Annotated in this window: 17 protein-coding genes and 1 other RNA gene; 11 read left to right on the forward strand and 7 right to left on the reverse strand. The window is 54.3% G+C overall.

The window, feature by feature from the left end:
- The first annotated feature begins 19 nt into the window (after positions 1–19).
- From G583_RS0111020 to ssrA, 9 genes are all read left to right on the forward strand, one after another.
- Entirely contained in the window at positions 20–1,708 is a 1,689-nt protein-coding gene (locus tag G583_RS0111020) for an ABC-ATPase domain-containing protein (protein WP_022871237.1), read from the forward strand.
- A 48-nt stretch (positions 1,709–1,756) separates the two neighbouring features.
- Positions 1,757–2,866: a peptide chain release factor 2 gene (gene prfB, locus G583_RS0111025; protein WP_022871238.1), complete on the forward strand. Its 1,110-nt coding sequence runs from the start codon at positions 1,757–1,759 to the stop codon at positions 2,864–2,866.
- 47 nt (positions 2,867–2,913) lie between these two features.
- Positions 2,914–3,357 carry an SRPBCC family protein gene (locus G583_RS0111030; RefSeq protein ID WP_029629505.1) on the forward strand — a complete coding sequence of 148 codons (444 nt, stop codon included), beginning with the start codon at positions 2,914–2,916 and terminating at the stop codon, positions 3,355–3,357.
- A 77-nt stretch (positions 3,358–3,434) separates the two neighbouring features.
- Positions 3,435–4,625, forward strand: coding sequence for an acetyl-CoA C-acetyltransferase (locus tag G583_RS0111035; protein WP_022871240.1), 1,191 nt, complete (start codon positions 3,435–3,437; stop codon positions 4,623–4,625).
- Positions 4,626–4,771: 146 nt separating this feature from the next.
- Entirely contained in the window at positions 4,772–5,506 is a 735-nt protein-coding gene (ftsE, locus tag G583_RS15730; RefSeq protein ID WP_022871241.1) for a cell division ATP-binding protein FtsE, read from the forward strand.
- Complete coding sequence (gene ftsX, locus G583_RS0111045) at positions 5,506–6,420, forward strand: permease-like cell division protein FtsX (protein WP_022871242.1); 915 nt, start codon at positions 5,506–5,508, stop codon at positions 6,418–6,420. Before ftsE ends, ftsX begins: the two co-directional genes overlap by 1 nt.
- A 42-nt stretch (positions 6,421–6,462) precedes the next feature.
- Positions 6,463–8,028 carry a M23 family metallopeptidase gene (locus tag G583_RS15735; protein WP_022871243.1) on the forward strand — a complete coding sequence of 522 codons (1,566 nt, stop codon included), beginning with the start codon at positions 6,463–6,465 and terminating at the stop codon, positions 8,026–8,028.
- Between the two features lie 106 nt (positions 8,029–8,134).
- A complete protein-coding gene (gene smpB, locus G583_RS0111055; protein WP_022871244.1) occupies positions 8,135–8,644 on the forward strand; it encodes an SsrA-binding protein SmpB in 510 nt (169 codons plus the stop codon).
- Between the two features lie 113 nt (positions 8,645–8,757).
- Positions 8,758–9,125: a transfer-messenger RNA gene (gene ssrA, locus G583_RS16645) on the forward strand.
- Between the two features lie 68 nt (positions 9,126–9,193).
- Here ssrA and G583_RS0111060 read toward each other — a convergent pair.
- Genes G583_RS0111060 through aroA form a run of 5 tightly spaced genes read right to left on the reverse strand, consistent with a single transcriptional unit; the run spans position 9,194 to position 13,306 of the window.
- Positions 9,194–9,538 (reverse strand): fluoride efflux transporter FluC, encoded by a 345-nt coding sequence (locus G583_RS0111060; protein ID WP_022871245.1) that lies wholly within the window; start codon positions 9,536–9,538, stop codon positions 9,194–9,196.
- A complete protein-coding gene (locus G583_RS15740; protein WP_022871246.1) occupies positions 9,535–9,993 on the reverse strand; it encodes a FluC/FEX family fluoride channel in 459 nt (152 codons plus the stop codon). Before G583_RS15740 ends, G583_RS0111060 begins: the two co-directional genes overlap by 4 nt.
- A complete protein-coding gene (hisN, locus tag G583_RS0111075; protein ID WP_022871247.1) occupies positions 9,974–10,798 on the reverse strand; it encodes a histidinol-phosphatase in 825 nt (274 codons plus the stop codon). Before hisN ends, G583_RS15740 begins: the two co-directional genes overlap by 20 nt.
- Positions 10,799–10,823: 25 nt before the next feature.
- Entirely contained in the window at positions 10,824–11,924 is a 1,101-nt protein-coding gene (rsgA, locus tag G583_RS0111080; protein ID WP_022871248.1) for a ribosome small subunit-dependent GTPase A, read from the reverse strand.
- Complete coding sequence (aroA, locus tag G583_RS0111085) at positions 11,921–13,306, reverse strand: 3-phosphoshikimate 1-carboxyvinyltransferase (RefSeq protein WP_022871249.1); 1,386 nt, start codon at positions 13,304–13,306, stop codon at positions 11,921–11,923. The genes rsgA and aroA overlap by 4 nt, the downstream gene beginning before the upstream one ends.
- Positions 13,307–13,530: 224 nt before the next feature.
- Between aroA and G583_RS15745 the strand changes: the two genes are divergently transcribed.
- Both G583_RS15745 and rsrA read left to right on the forward strand, forming a co-directional pair.
- Complete coding sequence (locus tag G583_RS15745) at positions 13,531–14,217, forward strand: sigma-70 family RNA polymerase sigma factor (RefSeq protein ID WP_022871250.1); 687 nt, start codon at positions 13,531–13,533, stop codon at positions 14,215–14,217.
- Positions 14,207–14,494, forward strand: a complete 288-nt coding sequence (rsrA, locus tag G583_RS0111095) for a mycothiol system anti-sigma-R factor (RefSeq protein WP_022871251.1) — start codon at positions 14,207–14,209, stop codon at positions 14,492–14,494. The genes G583_RS15745 and rsrA overlap by 11 nt, the downstream gene beginning before the upstream one ends.
- Positions 14,495–14,573: 79 nt before the next feature.
- On the opposite strand, the gene G583_RS17120 is transcribed toward rsrA, so the two are convergent.
- Both G583_RS17120 and G583_RS15750 read right to left on the reverse strand, forming a co-directional pair.
- Positions 14,574–14,651 carry a 50S ribosomal protein bL37 gene (locus tag G583_RS17120; RefSeq protein ID WP_407635169.1) on the reverse strand — a complete coding sequence of 26 codons (78 nt, stop codon included), beginning with the start codon at positions 14,649–14,651 and terminating at the stop codon, positions 14,574–14,576.
- A gap of 76 nt (positions 14,652–14,727) precedes the next feature.
- Positions 14,728–15,300, reverse strand: a complete 573-nt coding sequence (locus G583_RS15750; RefSeq protein ID WP_022871252.1) for a DUF421 domain-containing protein — start codon at positions 15,298–15,300, stop codon at positions 14,728–14,730.
- Positions 15,301–15,331 lie beyond the last annotated feature (31 nt).

Below are 15,331 nucleotides of genomic sequence, written 5' to 3' on the forward strand. Positions count from 1 at the left end.
CAATGCAGAACGGAGCGTTATGAATTTACGTGATTCACTGCACCAGATCGATGGTAAAGGGTATGGAACCTACCGTCAGATACGCGGGACCCACCAAGTTGGTGAGTTTCAGCTCTCAATAGACAAGGTGCAGGTGGATCCGTATGCTCCAGCATCTTTGATGCGTGTCATTCTGCCGAGCGGTGTTGTCGATCTGCCGAACGAATTGGTCGACGACGCCGCTGGCAGGGTAGCCACCAGTGATTTTCTCACAAGGCGCTTCGCGCAAGCTATTCGGGAGAGCAGCCGGACCAACACAGGTAGTGCTGTCAGCATCGGAAGCCCCGGACAACAGGTGCTTCAACGTAGCAGTATCGTCATTGGTGAAAACTCCATCGAAGCGCGGATCGCCGTGGACTTACCAGCCTCAGGTCGCAAGATTCGAGGCCGTCAGGCGGCAAAAATCCTGACCGAAGAAGTCCCACAGATTGTAGAGCGCTCGCTGAAACACCAGCATTTAGACGCCCAAGCGCTCGCAGATCATGTGAGCCTCTACCGGGATCAACAGTATGTCCGCAGTGTTTTAGCCTCAAACGGACTCGTTGGTTTCGTGGGAGACGGATCGATTCTGCCACGACGGTCCGGGGATACAGATACCCCGCTGACCGAGGGTGCCGTGCCGTTTTCTACTCCAGAAACCATGCGCGTCAGCTTCCAACTACCAAGTGGTCGAACTGTCACAGGCATGGGTATTTACGAGGGAGTCACGGTGATTGTCGGAGGTGGCTATCACGGAAAGTCAACACTGCTGAGTGCCCTCTCCCGTGGCGTCTACCCGCATATATCTGGTGACGGACGCGAATGGGTGATCACGAAGGCAGACGCCGTCAGTATTCGTGCCGAAGACGGTCGATCCGTCACAGGAGTAGATATATCCCCGTTTATCTCTGGACTGCCATCCGGTGCCGACACGACCCAGTTTTCGACCACGAATGCCTCGGGCTCTACCTCTCAAGCAGCAAATTTGGTTGAAGCCTTGGAATCAGGATCTACGGCACTGCTGATTGATGAAGATACGTCAGCCACGAACTTTATGATTCGTGACGAGCGCATGAAAGAATTGATTGCTGCCGATAGGGAACCCATCACGCCATTTGTCGACAGGGTGCGGCCTTTGCTCACTGACTGCGGTGTATCCACAGTGCTGGTGGCCGGTGGGTCCGGAGCATTCTTCGACGTCGCGGATCACGTCATCGCACTGGACGAATATGTTGCAGTTGATGTGACCAACCGCGCGCACGATATTGCTGGGACATCTCCCGCAACGGATAATGCCCAAACCCAGGCTTCGGTTTTCGAACAGGAAGCGGCAGAACGCATTCCACGAGCTGACGGATTGGTAGCGCAGGCAAAGAAGAAACCCGCCACTGCGCGCGGCCGGTCAGTCATCCAATTTGGTCGCGAGCGAGTTGAGCTGAGTGCTGTAGCTCAGCTTATCGACCCTGCCCAAACCGCTGCTATTGCTTTTGCCATGGACCGGCTGGCCGACGAGTTAGACGGACGGCTCAGCATAGCGGAGGCAATTACCTTGTTGCTGGACAAGGTTGAAAGCGAAGGTTTAGAAGTACTGTCCCCACACCGAGGCCACCCGGGACACCTTGCCCTACCACGAAGACAAGAGATCCACAGTGCAGTCAATCGTTACCGACACCTGAGGCTGCATACTTGAGACACACATTTATGACCTTTACGCCAGATCGCGTATCCTTGAAAGCCCATGGCTGATATAGACTTTTCCGCAGAAATCGCTGCGTTGCGACATACCTACGAATCCATCGAGGCCGTATCTGATATTGAACAGATCCGCGCCGACGTCGCCGAGCTTTCGAAAGAAGCCAGCGCGCCCGACCTTTGGGATGACCCTGCTAAGGGCCAACAAGTCACATCGGCACTCTCCCGAAAGGAGACAGAGCTAGGACGGCTCACCTCGCTCTATGCAAGGATCGATGACCTCGACGTAACAGTCGAACTCGCTCAAGAAGCCGATGACGCTGACCTTCACGCCGAAGCCGTGGAAGAACTCCAAAGCATCAAAAAGTCTTTAAGTCAGCTTGAAACAGTAACTCTCCTCAGCGGTGAATACGACGAGCGGGAAGCCGTCGTCACCATTCGGGCAGGCGCCGGGGGAGTAGACGCCTCAGATTTCACCCTGATGTTAATGCGTATGTACCTGCGTTGGGCAGAGCATAACGGTTATCCCGCGAAAGTCATGGACACGTCGTACGCGGAAGAAGCCGGTCTGAAATCTGCGACTTTCGAAATTAACGCCCCCTACGCCTTCGGCACCCTATCGGTCGAAGCAGGTACGCACCGGCTCGTGCGGATATCCCCATTTGATAATCAGGGACGTCGACATACTTCGTTTGCTGCCGTAGAAGTTGTCCCGCTTATCGAGTCCGATGATTCCATCGAAATCCCTGAGACTGAACTCAAAATTGATGTTTTCCGGTCCTCCGGTCCAGGTGGCCAGCACGTCAACACCACGGACTCTGCCGTGCGGATGACGCATATCCCCACGGGCATCGTGGTGTCCATGCAAAATGAAAAATCGCAGATTCAAAACCGTGCTGCAGCCTTGCGCGTGTTGCAATCCCGACTTTTGCTGATTCGAAAAGAAGAAGAGGAAGCAAAGAAGAAAGAACTTGCCGGGGACGTAAAAGCCTCGTGGGGCGACCAAATGCGTTCCTACGTGCTCAACCCTTATCAGATGGTTAAGGATTTGCGGACGCATCACGAAGAAGGCAACCCAGACAAAGTCTTCGACGGTGAAATCAACGACTTTATCGACGCCGGTATTCGTTGGCGTGCCGAGGGCCGTCACGAATAACCGCTAAACCTAGTCAAGCCCCATGTGTTGGTGACAAACTGGTGGTCATGACTGAGCAACGCATCGTACAGGCCACCCAAACCATCAACGCTGCTGCAGCGGATATCTTTGAACTCATTGCAGATCCGGCGCGCCAGCCTGAATGGGACGGCAATGACAATCTTGCCGAAGCACCCGAGGGTCAACGCATCACTGATGTGGACCAGGAATTCACCATGCATCTGACCAACGGCCAATCCAGAACGAACTACGTGGTGGAATTTAGTGAAGGTCGTCTCATCGCTTGGAATCCAGCGCCAACCGGAGAAACTCCTCGCGGTCACCTTTTCCGCTGGGAACTGCGCCCGTTGAGCGATACTGCTACCGAGGTCACTCACACCTACGATTGGACCCAACTCGTCGACGAGACCCGCTTTGAACGGGCCCGCTCGTATACCAAAGAAGCACTGTTGAATTCAGTTAATCGTCTTTCACTGAGAGTGGAGCACTAAGGTTATACAGGTGACTAGTTTGTGGGTGTTTTGCGCTACAATGTGTTGGACACCACGCCACAAACATAGGAGTCACTTTGTCTAGCTCTTCACCTCGTGATGCAGTGATTATCGGTGGGTCTCGCACCCCGTTCGGACGCTTACTTGGTTCACTCGCGGGCCACTCTGCTATTGATCTGGGAGCCCATGCCATTCAGGGGGCAATGGCCGATGCTGGTATTGCAGCCGAAGCCGTGGAGACCGTCATTATGGGCCACGTCATTCAGGCCGGAGCCGGCCAGAATCCTGGGCGCCAAGCTGCTTTACACGCCGGAATCGGTCGCGATGTTCACGGAATCACGATCAACAAAGTCTGCCTATCGGGTGCCACAGCGATTATTGATGCCGCGCGCATGATTGCTCTCGGTGATGCAGACGTGGTCATTGCCGGTGGCCAAGAATCCATGACGAACGCTCCGCATCTCCTTCCGGGTTCGCGTTCCGGACATAAGTATGGGCCGGTCACGATGTTGGATGCTACCGATCATGATGCTTTGACCGATCAAGACAGCGCCGTGTCCATGGGTGTCCTAACGGAACAAGGTAACGGTTCGTTTGGCCTTGATCGTGAAAGTCAGGACCACGTCGCAGCCCTTTCGCATAAGCGGGCGATAGACGGTGCGCAGAAGCGGGCTGAAGAAATTTCCCCGATTGAGATTCCACAACGTCGCGGCGAACCCGTCATCTTCGATACCGATGAAGGGGTTAGGGAAAATACAACCGCAGAAACTTTAGGCAAGCTTCGTCCAGCATTTGCGTCAGACGGTACGGTCACCGCTGGCAATTCATCGCAGCTGTCCGACGGGGCGGCAGCGCTGGTGGTCGTCTCGCGACAATATGCTGAAGATCATGGGCATGACATTCTGGCAACTGTTGCAGGATACGGGCAGGTTGCCGGTCCGCACGACTCCCAGCTACATTCTCAGCCATCTAGAGCTATTCAGGCTGCTACCAAGCGTGCCGGTTGGACAACCAGCGAACTGGACTTCCTTGAGATCAACGAGGCCTTTGGGGCTGTGGTTGTTCAGTCACTACAAGACCTGGATTATCCGCTGGAAAAGACGAACATCTATGGCGGAGCTGTAGCGTTGGGCCATCCGGTCGGTGCCTCAGGCGCACGTCTTGTCTTAACTGCTGCCAAAGAGCTCGCGCGCCGTGGTAGCGGTAAAGCTGCTATCGCACTGTGTGGCGGCGGTGGCCAGGGCGAAAGCGTCCTGCTTCAACTTTAAATTTATTTTTCAACACACCACTAGCACCAGCCCAACATCCCACTGTTGTTACCGAATCGTGATTAGTCTTGAAGGGCTGGTGCTTTTACTTCCCCAACATGACCGGGCACCGGTGAGTCGCATGCCGATTCGGTCAGGGAAAAAACATGATCCGATTCGAAGATGTCACGAAGGTTTATGATACGACCTCGCGTCCTGCTCTAGACGGTGTGACCACTGAAATTGAGCGCGGCGAATTCGTGTTCTTAGTTGGTCCATCAGGGTCAGGTAAGTCCACATTTATTCGTCTCGTACAACGCGAAGAAAAGGCTTCGTCCGGAACAGTTTACGTTTCAGGCCGTGACGTTGCCCGGCTATCCTCATGGCGAGTTCCTCACCTGCGCCGCGACCTTGGTGTCGTCTTTCAAGACTTCCGGCTCCTGCCGAACAAAAACGTATTTGCAAATGTTGCGTTTGCAATGCAGGTGTTGGGAAAACGCAGAGGTCTTATCAATCAGGCCATTCCAGAGGTGCTTAAAACCGTTGGCCTTCAGGACAAGGCCCGACGGTTTCCCCACGAACTATCCGGTGGCGAACAACAACGTGTGGCGATTGCTCGCGCTGTCGTCAACAGTCCGGCCATTCTGCTAGCGGACGAGCCCACCGGTAACCTTGACCCAGAAACTTCCTGGGGAATTATGGAAGTCCTCGACAAGATTCACCAAAACGGCACAACCGTCGTTATGGCTACGCATGACCACGAAATCGTCAATACGATGCGTCGTCGCGTCGTTGAACTGCACGAAGGCGAGGTCATGCGGGATGAAGCAGAAGCTGGATACCAGCCCGCCGACGCCACTGCTCAGCTGCAATCACGGCTGAGGAAGACGGAGGTGAACTAGTGCGGTTTGCGTTTATCGTTTCGGAAACGCTTTCTGGTATTCGCCGAAATCTTTCCATGGTCATCTCGGTTGTATTGGTGACCTTCATATCACTCACATTTGTTGGTTCTGCAGGATTACTGCAAATGCAGATCAACCAGATGAAAGGCTACTGGTACGATCGCGTCGAAGTTGCGATCTTCCTTTGTAATGACACTTCAACAGCGGCCAGCTGTGCTGGGGGAGCTGTCACGGACAGTCAACGCGAAGCTATCGAAGCCCAACTCGATTCTCAGCAAGCATCTGCCTATGTTGAAAGCTACGAGTATGAGTCCCAAGAACAAGCTCTCGAACTGTTCCAAGACCAGTATTCCAACCTCGACATGGCAGAAAGCGTTACTGCTGATCAGCTACCCGAATCCTTCAGGGTCTCTCTGGTCAACCCAGAGCAATACGAAGTCGTCAACGAGATGTTCTCCGGCATGCCGGGAGTGGAAGTCGTCTCAGATCAACGAGAACTCCTCGAGTCGCTCTTCTCACTGATGAATATAGCGTCGGTAATCGCGATTGCGCTAGCCGTCATCATGCTCATTACTGCCATCTTGTTAATTGCCACTACGATTCGTCTATCCGCGTTCTCACGACGCCGTGAAACTGGAATCATGCGACTCGTTGGAGCATCGAAAACAATGATCCAACTGCCGTTCTTGGCCGAAGGAGTTGTCGCCGCCATGTTAGGGGCCGCACTAGCTTCGCTGGCAACGTGGGCGATTGCAAAATTCTTCATTGCAGATTGGCTAGCAACTGAGTATCCACAAACCGGCTTTATTTCCTCCACCGAGGCACTTTGGCTTGTGCCATTGCTCTTCGCTATTGCCCTAATCCTTGCTGCGGTGTCATCAATGTTGACGCTGCGGCGCTACCTCAAAGTGTAGTTTTCTAAATTTTCTTGACCGATGCATGTGTCTGAAGGAGACATGACCAATATGATTCAACGACGGTTATCAAATGCTGTTGCTGCTGCAGGCATCGTAGCCGTCCTCGGCGTCACTTCCATAGTTCCAGCGTTCGGGCAGGACCGAATCGACCGACTTGAACGTGAACTGAATGATTCCAAGGACGAGCGTGAACGACTCGGCGAATCACTGACTGAGCTCGGTGATAAAAAGGACAGTCTGGATTCCGACCGCGGCGATCTGAATGCCTCGTTGGAAGGCCTGGACGAAGACATCACGAAGAAGGTGACTGAGCTTCGTGCCCTTCAAGACGATTTGCCGGGTGCTCAACAGGCAGTAGAGGACGCCGAAGCTCGCGTTACAGCTGCGCAAGAAGAAGTGAACTCACTGAACAACAGGGTCGCTGAGGCTGAAGGACGCCTCGCGGAGATTCAGGCTGAAATTGAATCATCTGAACAAGAGCTAGAAATGGCTGAAGAAGAAGTCGGTCAAATCGCTGCCGAAGCGTATAAGACCGGTGGCACCAATGACCTCTCGTTCCTGTTGGGCGTCTCTGATTCATCCCTTCCCGAGGCAATGGGCATGGCCCAGCAGGCACTGCGCATCCAAGACAATCAGATTGCTGATGTCTCACAGCAGAATGCACAGGACGTCAATTCCAAAGCACGCATGGAAGCTGTTGAGGCTGAGATTCGTGAATTGAAGTCACAGGCAGAAGATGCTCTAGAGGCTGAACAGACGGCTCGTGATGAGGCGAATGCAGCAAAAGAAGAACTTGACGGCATGATCGATACCAACGAACGATTAACTGCTGAGCTGGAAAAAGAACGTCCGAAAATTGAGTCAGCCATCGAGGAAAATCGTGCAGCAGCTGATAACGTCAATGAAGAAATTCTTGCACAGCAAGAAAAGGTCAGCCAACAATCCTCTGAGATCTCTAGTCTTGAAAAAGAACATGAAGAAGCCGTAGCAGAAGCTGAAGCTAAGCGGAAAGCCGCTGAAGAAGCCGAACGAAAAGCCCGCGAAGCCGAGGAACGTGCAGCACGCGAGGAAGCTACTCAGAGACAAAAGGAAAGCGCTACAAAGGCTCGCAATGACGCCAAGACCGCTGACAAAGAATATGAAGAACAAAAAGAGCGCGTGAGCCAGGTCGTGGCAAACACCGGTAGTTCCTGGGGACTGATCGTACCGATCAATAGTTACCAGACTTCAGGTTTTGGGTGGCGTCCAACCCCCGCAGGCACATATGACTACGGTGGTCGTGGTGGATATGTTCACACCGGTATCGACTATGGTGGCGGCTGCGGTCTGCCAATTAAGGCTGCACGCTCTGGAAAAGTGATCAACGCTGACTGGGCAGTTTCGACTTCAGGACGCCGTGTGGTGATTGACCACGGGTCGGTTAATGGCAGTCTGTTGGCGACCAAATACCATCATATGACGAGATATGTGGTGAGCCCTGGACAGCAGGTCTCACAGGGTCAGGTCATCGGATACACAGGTACCACCGGTAACTCGACCGGCTGCCACCTCCACTTTGAAACCCTCATCAACGGGGAACCTCGTAACCCAGCGAATTACCTGTAAGACGACAGTTCAAAAGAATGCCCTCACCCCAATGGGTGGGGGCATTGCTTTGACAGAACCTGTATACTTGCAGGTTGGACGAAAACGTCAGGCGGAAGGAGTGAAGATGTCCAAGAAATCTGGTCGCAGCAAACCTGCACGCTCAGATCGGGTTGTTATCGCTACCAACCGCAAGGCGCGTCACAACTACAATATTAAAGATACATACGAGGCTGGCATCGCATTGATGGGTACCGAAGTGAAATCGCTTCGTGACGGCCACGCATCGATTGTTGAAGGCTTCGCCATGTTTACCGGCGATGAACTTTGGCTCGAGAACGTGTTCATCCCCGAATACGGTTACGGTACCTGGACGAACCACTCAGCGCGGCGTCGACGGAAGCTATTGCTGCATCGCCGCGAGCTCAATAAACTCCATCGTGAGGTGGATGCCTCTGGAGTAACTATTGTGCCCTTGTCGATGTACTTCCGGGATGGCAAAGCTAAAGTAGAAATCGCACTTGCCGAAGGTAAACGTGATTTCGATAAGAGGCATGCACTGCGTGAGGCACAGGATAAACGTGAAGCCCAGCGGGCGATGCGTGAAGCAAATCGCCAGGGGAAATCAATCCTGTAGGACATCGATAAGGCTGGGAATAAGAAACTACCTGTCTGGGTTGTACCAAGTGAACCTCTACGTTAGAGTGGAAGGTCCTGGCAACAGCCAGGTGCTGTTAGAAAACAGAATATGGGGATGATCGGTTTCGACGATGTGAGTTGCCGTCAGGTCAGCGTGCCGAGGACGCAAAGTCACCTCGTAAACGCCCTTTGCAAACAATCAAGTGCCGATTCTAAACGCACTGACTTCGCTCTCGCTGCCTAACTAGCGAACGAGTCCGTCAGTCCAGGCATTGCTATCGTCCTGGATCCTGGCGTCGCTTAGATAGCCACTGTCTGTCGCCCCTGTCGGGGGAAGCGACAGAGACCTGAAGCCGACTAGACCGAACAGTTGCTAGTCTGTGATCAACTGTGGTCGATAAAACTCCGAGCAGACTGCGCACGGAGAAGCCTTACGAATGCCACATCGGACCCGGGTTCAATTCCCGGCATCTCCACTAAATAGCCCGGATTCCTTGTGAATCCGGGCTATTTCGTTAACCTCTACAATTTTCGCACGAGTGTGAACTCATGCAATAAGTAGCAACGCTATGCCGATGCCGCTGAGACAGGCAGCAACCGATGCACCTACTTGCACGGACCAGGTTTTCCATGCACTGCCAGTGCCGTTGTGGTGGTGTTGTGCAGCGACGACTGCGACGGTCGAATAGGTGGTTAACGAACCAGCAAAGCCACCCACCAAGGCCTTTGCAATATGTTCGTCGAATTGAAACACCACTGTAAAAACCAGCAAGCTACCCGCTGCACATGAGCCCAGTATATTGATGAGCAATATACCGTGCTTGGGCAGATAAAGATCTACAAGATACCTTGCCACCGCTCCAATCATGGCCGCTATGATGAAGATGATCATGGTGCCTCACCACCTAGGCGAACACCGACTCTGAGCGTCCAGAGCGTGACGACCGTCGTGACGAATACAAACATCACGAACGCCGCTAGGATTCCTCCCGCAAAGAGGATGCCTTGGAACACCGATGAGGCAGCGTACGCGGCCTGACCCCATGTTAGACCGGTGTAGGCAACCGCGAGTGCAGACATTGTTGTAAACGCACCGAAAAAGCCGGTGGTTACACCTTTGACCAATGGCTCGGGCCATCGGCGGCGTGAGCTGTAGCCGGTTACTAGCCCCAGGAGCGCTGCCCCGCACAGATTGATGATCGCAAGGGGGAGTGGGTCAAAAGTCGTCAAGGACTCATCAAGGACGGTTGGCCAGGGCAAAAATACCCTGGCCGTTGCTCCCAACGCACCACCGATTGCGACGGCAAGGATGGTGGCCAGGCGGGGCTTAGGCGCGCGATTGGCCACGAAGCTCCGGGTTAAGACGCTCTAGCACGTCGGCATGCAGATGAGTATTGGTTGCTAGTCCGTGGCCACCCCATGGTCCTGGCTCCCCATCCAGGGACGTGAAGGTACCACCGGCTTCGGTGACGATCGGTACGAGCGCAGCCATATCGTACAGTTCGAGTTCTGGTTCGCAAGCAATGTCTACGGAGCCTTCTGCCACCAGCATGTACGACCAGAAATCCCCGAAGGCGCGAACCCGCCAGATATCAGAAGTCAGTTGGAGGAACTCGCTGATATTGCCGCGGTCGCGCCACCCTTCCAATGAGGAGAAGGACATCGAAGCGTCTTCGAGTTGTGTGACGTCTGAAGTATGGATGCGTTTGGCATTGGATAACGACTTGCCAGTATAGGCTCCGCCGTCCTCGTACGCCCACCACCGACGTGACAGAGCAGGAGCAGAAACCACGCCGACGACTGGCCGATCGTCTTCGACCAGAGCGATCAGCGTCGCCCATACAGGCACACCCCGCACGAAGTTCTTCGTTCCATCAATAGGGTCGATGATCCAACGCCGTTTCGATGCGCCATCGGTGCCAAATTCTTCACCGGTGACCGCATCGCGAGGGCGAGCCCGCTTGAGTTGTTGGCGAATGAGTTCTTCGGCGGCACGATCAGCATCTGAGACAGGGGAGAGATCCGGTTTGGTGGTGACCTCCAAATCCACCGATTGAAAACGGTCCATGGTGAGACCATCGACGGCGTCGGCGATCACCAATGCGAGATTGAGGTCTTCACGGTATCCCTGACGGGGTGGGGAGAGCTGCATGTTGGCGGCCTTTCCTTCTAGTGGTTTAGTCAAAGTCATCGGTCTCTAACCGGTTCTCCAACAGCCTGCGTAACGAGGCGAGCCGTTGTGGTCCGGCATCACCGGCATGACCGGTGGTAACCCAAGCATCCAGAGCACACCCGGGGGAGTCCCCAGTGTGGTCACATCCGCGTGGACAATCGACAATTGCTGGTGCGAGATCTTCAAACGCTGTTACTACGGTATCTGGGTCGACCAGGCCCATCCCAAAGGAACGAATACCAGGTGTGTCGATCAGTAAGGATGTACCGGATTGGTTCAACGGAATAGCCAGTGTGGACGACGAGGTGTGTCGGCCTCGGCCCGTGACGACATTTACATGCCCCACGGCGCGGTCGGTTCCGGTGAGTGCGTTCAACAGGGTGGATTTCCCAACACCAGATGGTCCGATCAGCGCGGTGATGTGGCCCGCGAGCCGGTCTTGCAATCTGTCGAGGTCGACCGGCTGCAAAAGGGGAGCAATATGGGTGTCTTCATCTTCTGGATTTGACGGGCCCACGGTGAAGATCTCCAAATCTAGGTGTGCGTAGTGCTCAAGCAAACCTGTGGGATCAGCGAGATCCGTCTTTGTGATACACAGTATCGGCGTAATACCGGCGTCGAATGCTGCCACCATGGCACGGTCAATGAACCCGGTGCGGGGTTCGGGATTGGCCGCAGCAACGACGATCACCAAGGTATCAGCGTTGGCCACCACGACGCGTTCGTACGCATCGGTGTCATCGGCCGAGCGGCGCAAGACAGTCTTGCGGTCAACGAGCCGCACGATCCGAGCAAGAGTTCCTTCTTCGCCCGATGTATCACCAACGACGTCGACGAGGTCGCCACTGACAATGGCCGTATTGCGCATTTCCCTGGCGCGCATTGCGGTAATATAACGAGCCTTATTGTTCTTGGTACGTTTCGTTTTGCGTTTCGGCGCCAGGTAGAGCGTGTATCGACCGCGATCTACCGTTGTGACGCGGCAGGTAATGGCGTCTTCATGGGCAGGGCGGTCTTTAGTCCGCGGACGAGACCCGCGTTTCGACGGGCGTTTCGGCGCCGAGTTTTCGTCATAACGTTGGTAATCGATGCGGTAGCGGCTCATGCGCGGATCTGTCGTTCTGCCGAGGCAAGCTCGGTCCAAGCGGAGGGGAAGTTTGGCATGGTCTTGGCGGTAGTTGCGATGTCTGTGACGACGACGCCCTCGACCGCCAGGCCGATAATCGCTCCGTAGGTGGCCATACGATGATCGGCATATGATTCCAGGACAGCCGGCTGCAGAGCGTATCCTCCGGTGAAGCGCAGGAAGGTTTCGCCTTCCTCGATGGTTGCCCCAAGTTTTTTTGCCTCGGCGTTCAAAGCGATGAGACGATCGGTCTCATGACCACGAAGATGTCCTATGTTGGTTAGCTGTGTTGGACCGTCGGCAAGCATAGCCATCGCAGCGGTGGTCGGCGTCAGCTCAGCGAGATCTGACAGTTCGCCAGCGCCGGTGATCACGGGTCGGCCTTGGGCGTCGAGTGAGCCGGTCACCGTGAGATCTCCGTAGTTGGTACCTTCCATCGGAGTGAATGTGACCTCTGCTCCGAACTCAGGCAGTACTGTCCGCCAGCGGTCCCCAATCTGGGTAGTTTCTGTTGGCCAGTAGGGGACGGTAACGGTTCCGCCGGTTACTACCGCTGCAGCCAAGTAGGGGCCGGCATTCGATAAATCTGGTTCTACGGCGGTATCGACGGCATGAATCTCACCGGGTGTGACAATCCAGCGATGGGGTTCTGGTGTATCCACGGTGACGCCGGCTTCGGCAAGCACCTTGATGGTCATGGCAATGTGCTCGGGGCTCGGCGTCTGATCGCCGGTATGGACAATATCTAAGCCATCGCGAAAGGTTGCTCCAACCAACAGTAGGGCCGAAACAAATTGGGATGACCCTCCCGCGTCAAGCGAGACCCTGCCGCCGGCTACCTCACCACTGCCATGTACGGTCAATGGTAAATGCGAGACAGGGTCTTGGTCTTCGGCGCTAATGTGTGCGCCGGCCTGCACCAAAGCGTCAATAACCGGCCCCATCGGACGAGCATAGGATTGGGTATCACCGTCGACCACCACGGTAGCGTTGGTCCCGGCAGCTACTCCTGGCATAAAGCGCATGACGGTGCCAGCAAGTCCACAATCCACGGTGATCTGACCCGTGGTTGCTGCCAGGTTGATTGGGGTGACATCCAAGACCGTGGGATCGTTGTTGACAGGTTCAAATGTTGCACCAAGTGCGCTGAGCGCTTTAATCATGAGATCGGTATCGCGAGAGACCAGTACACCGGTCAACCGAGACGGGCTAGTCGACAGGGCAGCCAGAATGAGATGTCGGTTAGTTAATGACTTCGAACCAGGCAGCGCTACGGTCGCGGCTACCGGTGTAGTGGTGAATGGAGCGCTCCAGGCTTCACCGGGGGCGGGAGTCATCGTGGCCAACAGGACCTCTTTCATTAGCTGTTCAACACTGTGGATACACCCTCCAAGATACCCTGTTATCGCTGCCAGCGTTGTCGATGGACCGGTGTTGAAGGGAATAATTTCGACAGATTACCGGCTATATGTGCTGAGAAATGTATTGCGTTGCAGAGCGAGGGAAGGTGATTGGCACCGTGCTGACCATGAGTGCGCCGATAGAAACCTCTCATGTGGGTCAAATGAGATTAGACTGGGCAGGGATGACTCATTTGCCTTCTGACATTCCCGCTGCCGACGACGGCTCTCGAATCGATCCGAAAGCTGAGACCGAGTTCCAGCGTCGCGCTCGTTTTGAACGAGACGCGATGCAGTACATCGATCAGCTGTATTCGGGTGCGCTGCGTATGACCCGTAACCCAGAAGATGCCGAAGACCTCGTGCAAGAAGCATATGCTCGGGCATATTCTTCATTCCACCAGTACAAGCCCGGCACAAATTTACGTGCATGGCTGTTTCGAATTCTCACGAATACTTATATCAATATCTATCGCAAACGTCAGCGTCGTCCACTCGAGGCAGATGGTGACGGAGTGGAAGATTGGCAGATGGCCAGGGCCGCTGAACATTCTTCAACGGGTTTGCAGTCTGCTGAGACTGAAGCCCTAGATTACCTTGCTGATAGTGACGTGAAGAACGCGTTGGCAGAGATTTCTGAAGACTTTCGCATCCCCGTATACCTCGCCGATGTCGAGGGTTTTGCTTATAAAGAGATTGCCGACATCCTAGACGTGCCCATTGGTACCGTAATGTCTCGGCTACACCGGGGTCGTCGTAGCCTACGAGAATTGCTGACGGATTATGCGGCCGACCGGGGCATTAAGGGCGCAATCGAACTGCAGCAGAAAAAACAGGCCAATGCATCGGAGGAGGGCCAAAATGACAAATGAATCACCAGACATTCGGACCGAATCCGAAGATTGCGCCGAGAACGGTGGCTGCACAGAAACTAGGATGGACAGTATCTATAAGTACCTTGACGGTGCACTAGATTCGCAGGACCTGGATGAGGTGCGCGGCCACATTGAAGACTGTACGGAGTGCCAGTCAGAACATGATCTGGAAATTATTATTCGTGACGTGGTGCGTCGTTCTTGCGATGAAAAAGCACCTCAGACTCTGAAGAACAAGATTATGGATCGCATCGACGAGCTCAAAACCAGCTAGCTGGTCATCATCTTAAAGATACAAGAGGTCTGAACCATTTTTGGTTCAGACCTCTTGTATTGTTCAAATTGGTGCGACGTCAGCCTGCGTTTGGACGCTTGCCAGAGTTGGCGCGAGACTTACGACGATCCTTGCGTTTGCGACCACGTTTACTCATCGTGATGCTCCTTTCGTTGAATGGGTTCTCCAAAATATTACCATCACCGTCTATGCAGCTGTTCAAGCGCTCCCGTTCAGCGATGATGTGTAAAGAGATATGCGTTCGCTCCCTCAACATGCGAAAAAAGTTGAGGATCAAGTGGCTGTCCCGCACGGATGACAGAGTAGCTTCCATATGGTTCCAGGATGATGCATTGAGCTTCATCAGGATGTGCGATACCGGCTTTACGCATCGCTGCATGCAGATCTGTCGATGACGTATGTGTTTTCCGACAGGCTTGCTCAATGGGCCGCCCGTGTGCGAATACGAGTACCGGACTGAGGCTGAGCAGACGTTTTGATTTCCAAGCACGTTCAACGGCACCAAATATCGCTTCGAGGATCATGAGGGTGCACAGCGCTATCACTCCGGCTGCCACGGTTGGTGGATGGCCAAGAACAGCTCGTCCGGCGACGGCGCCAATGGTCATAAAGACCAGCACATCGAAACCGCTGGTGACCGTGAGCACTCGAGCTCCGAAGAGCCGCACCAGGAACATAAAGACCAGGTAGATAATAACCGCGGAGATGACCACGATGGGTATTCGATACCACTCAATTCCAAGAGTCTCGATCAGGTATGCTGCCCAACCCTCTGGCGGCTGCATTGGTTTTCCTCCCATAGGATGGCACGGCGCC

Source organism: Yaniella halotolerans DSM 15476 (assembly GCF_000420805.1).
Classification (GTDB): Bacteria; Actinomycetota; Actinomycetes; order Actinomycetales; family Micrococcaceae; genus Yaniella; species Yaniella halotolerans.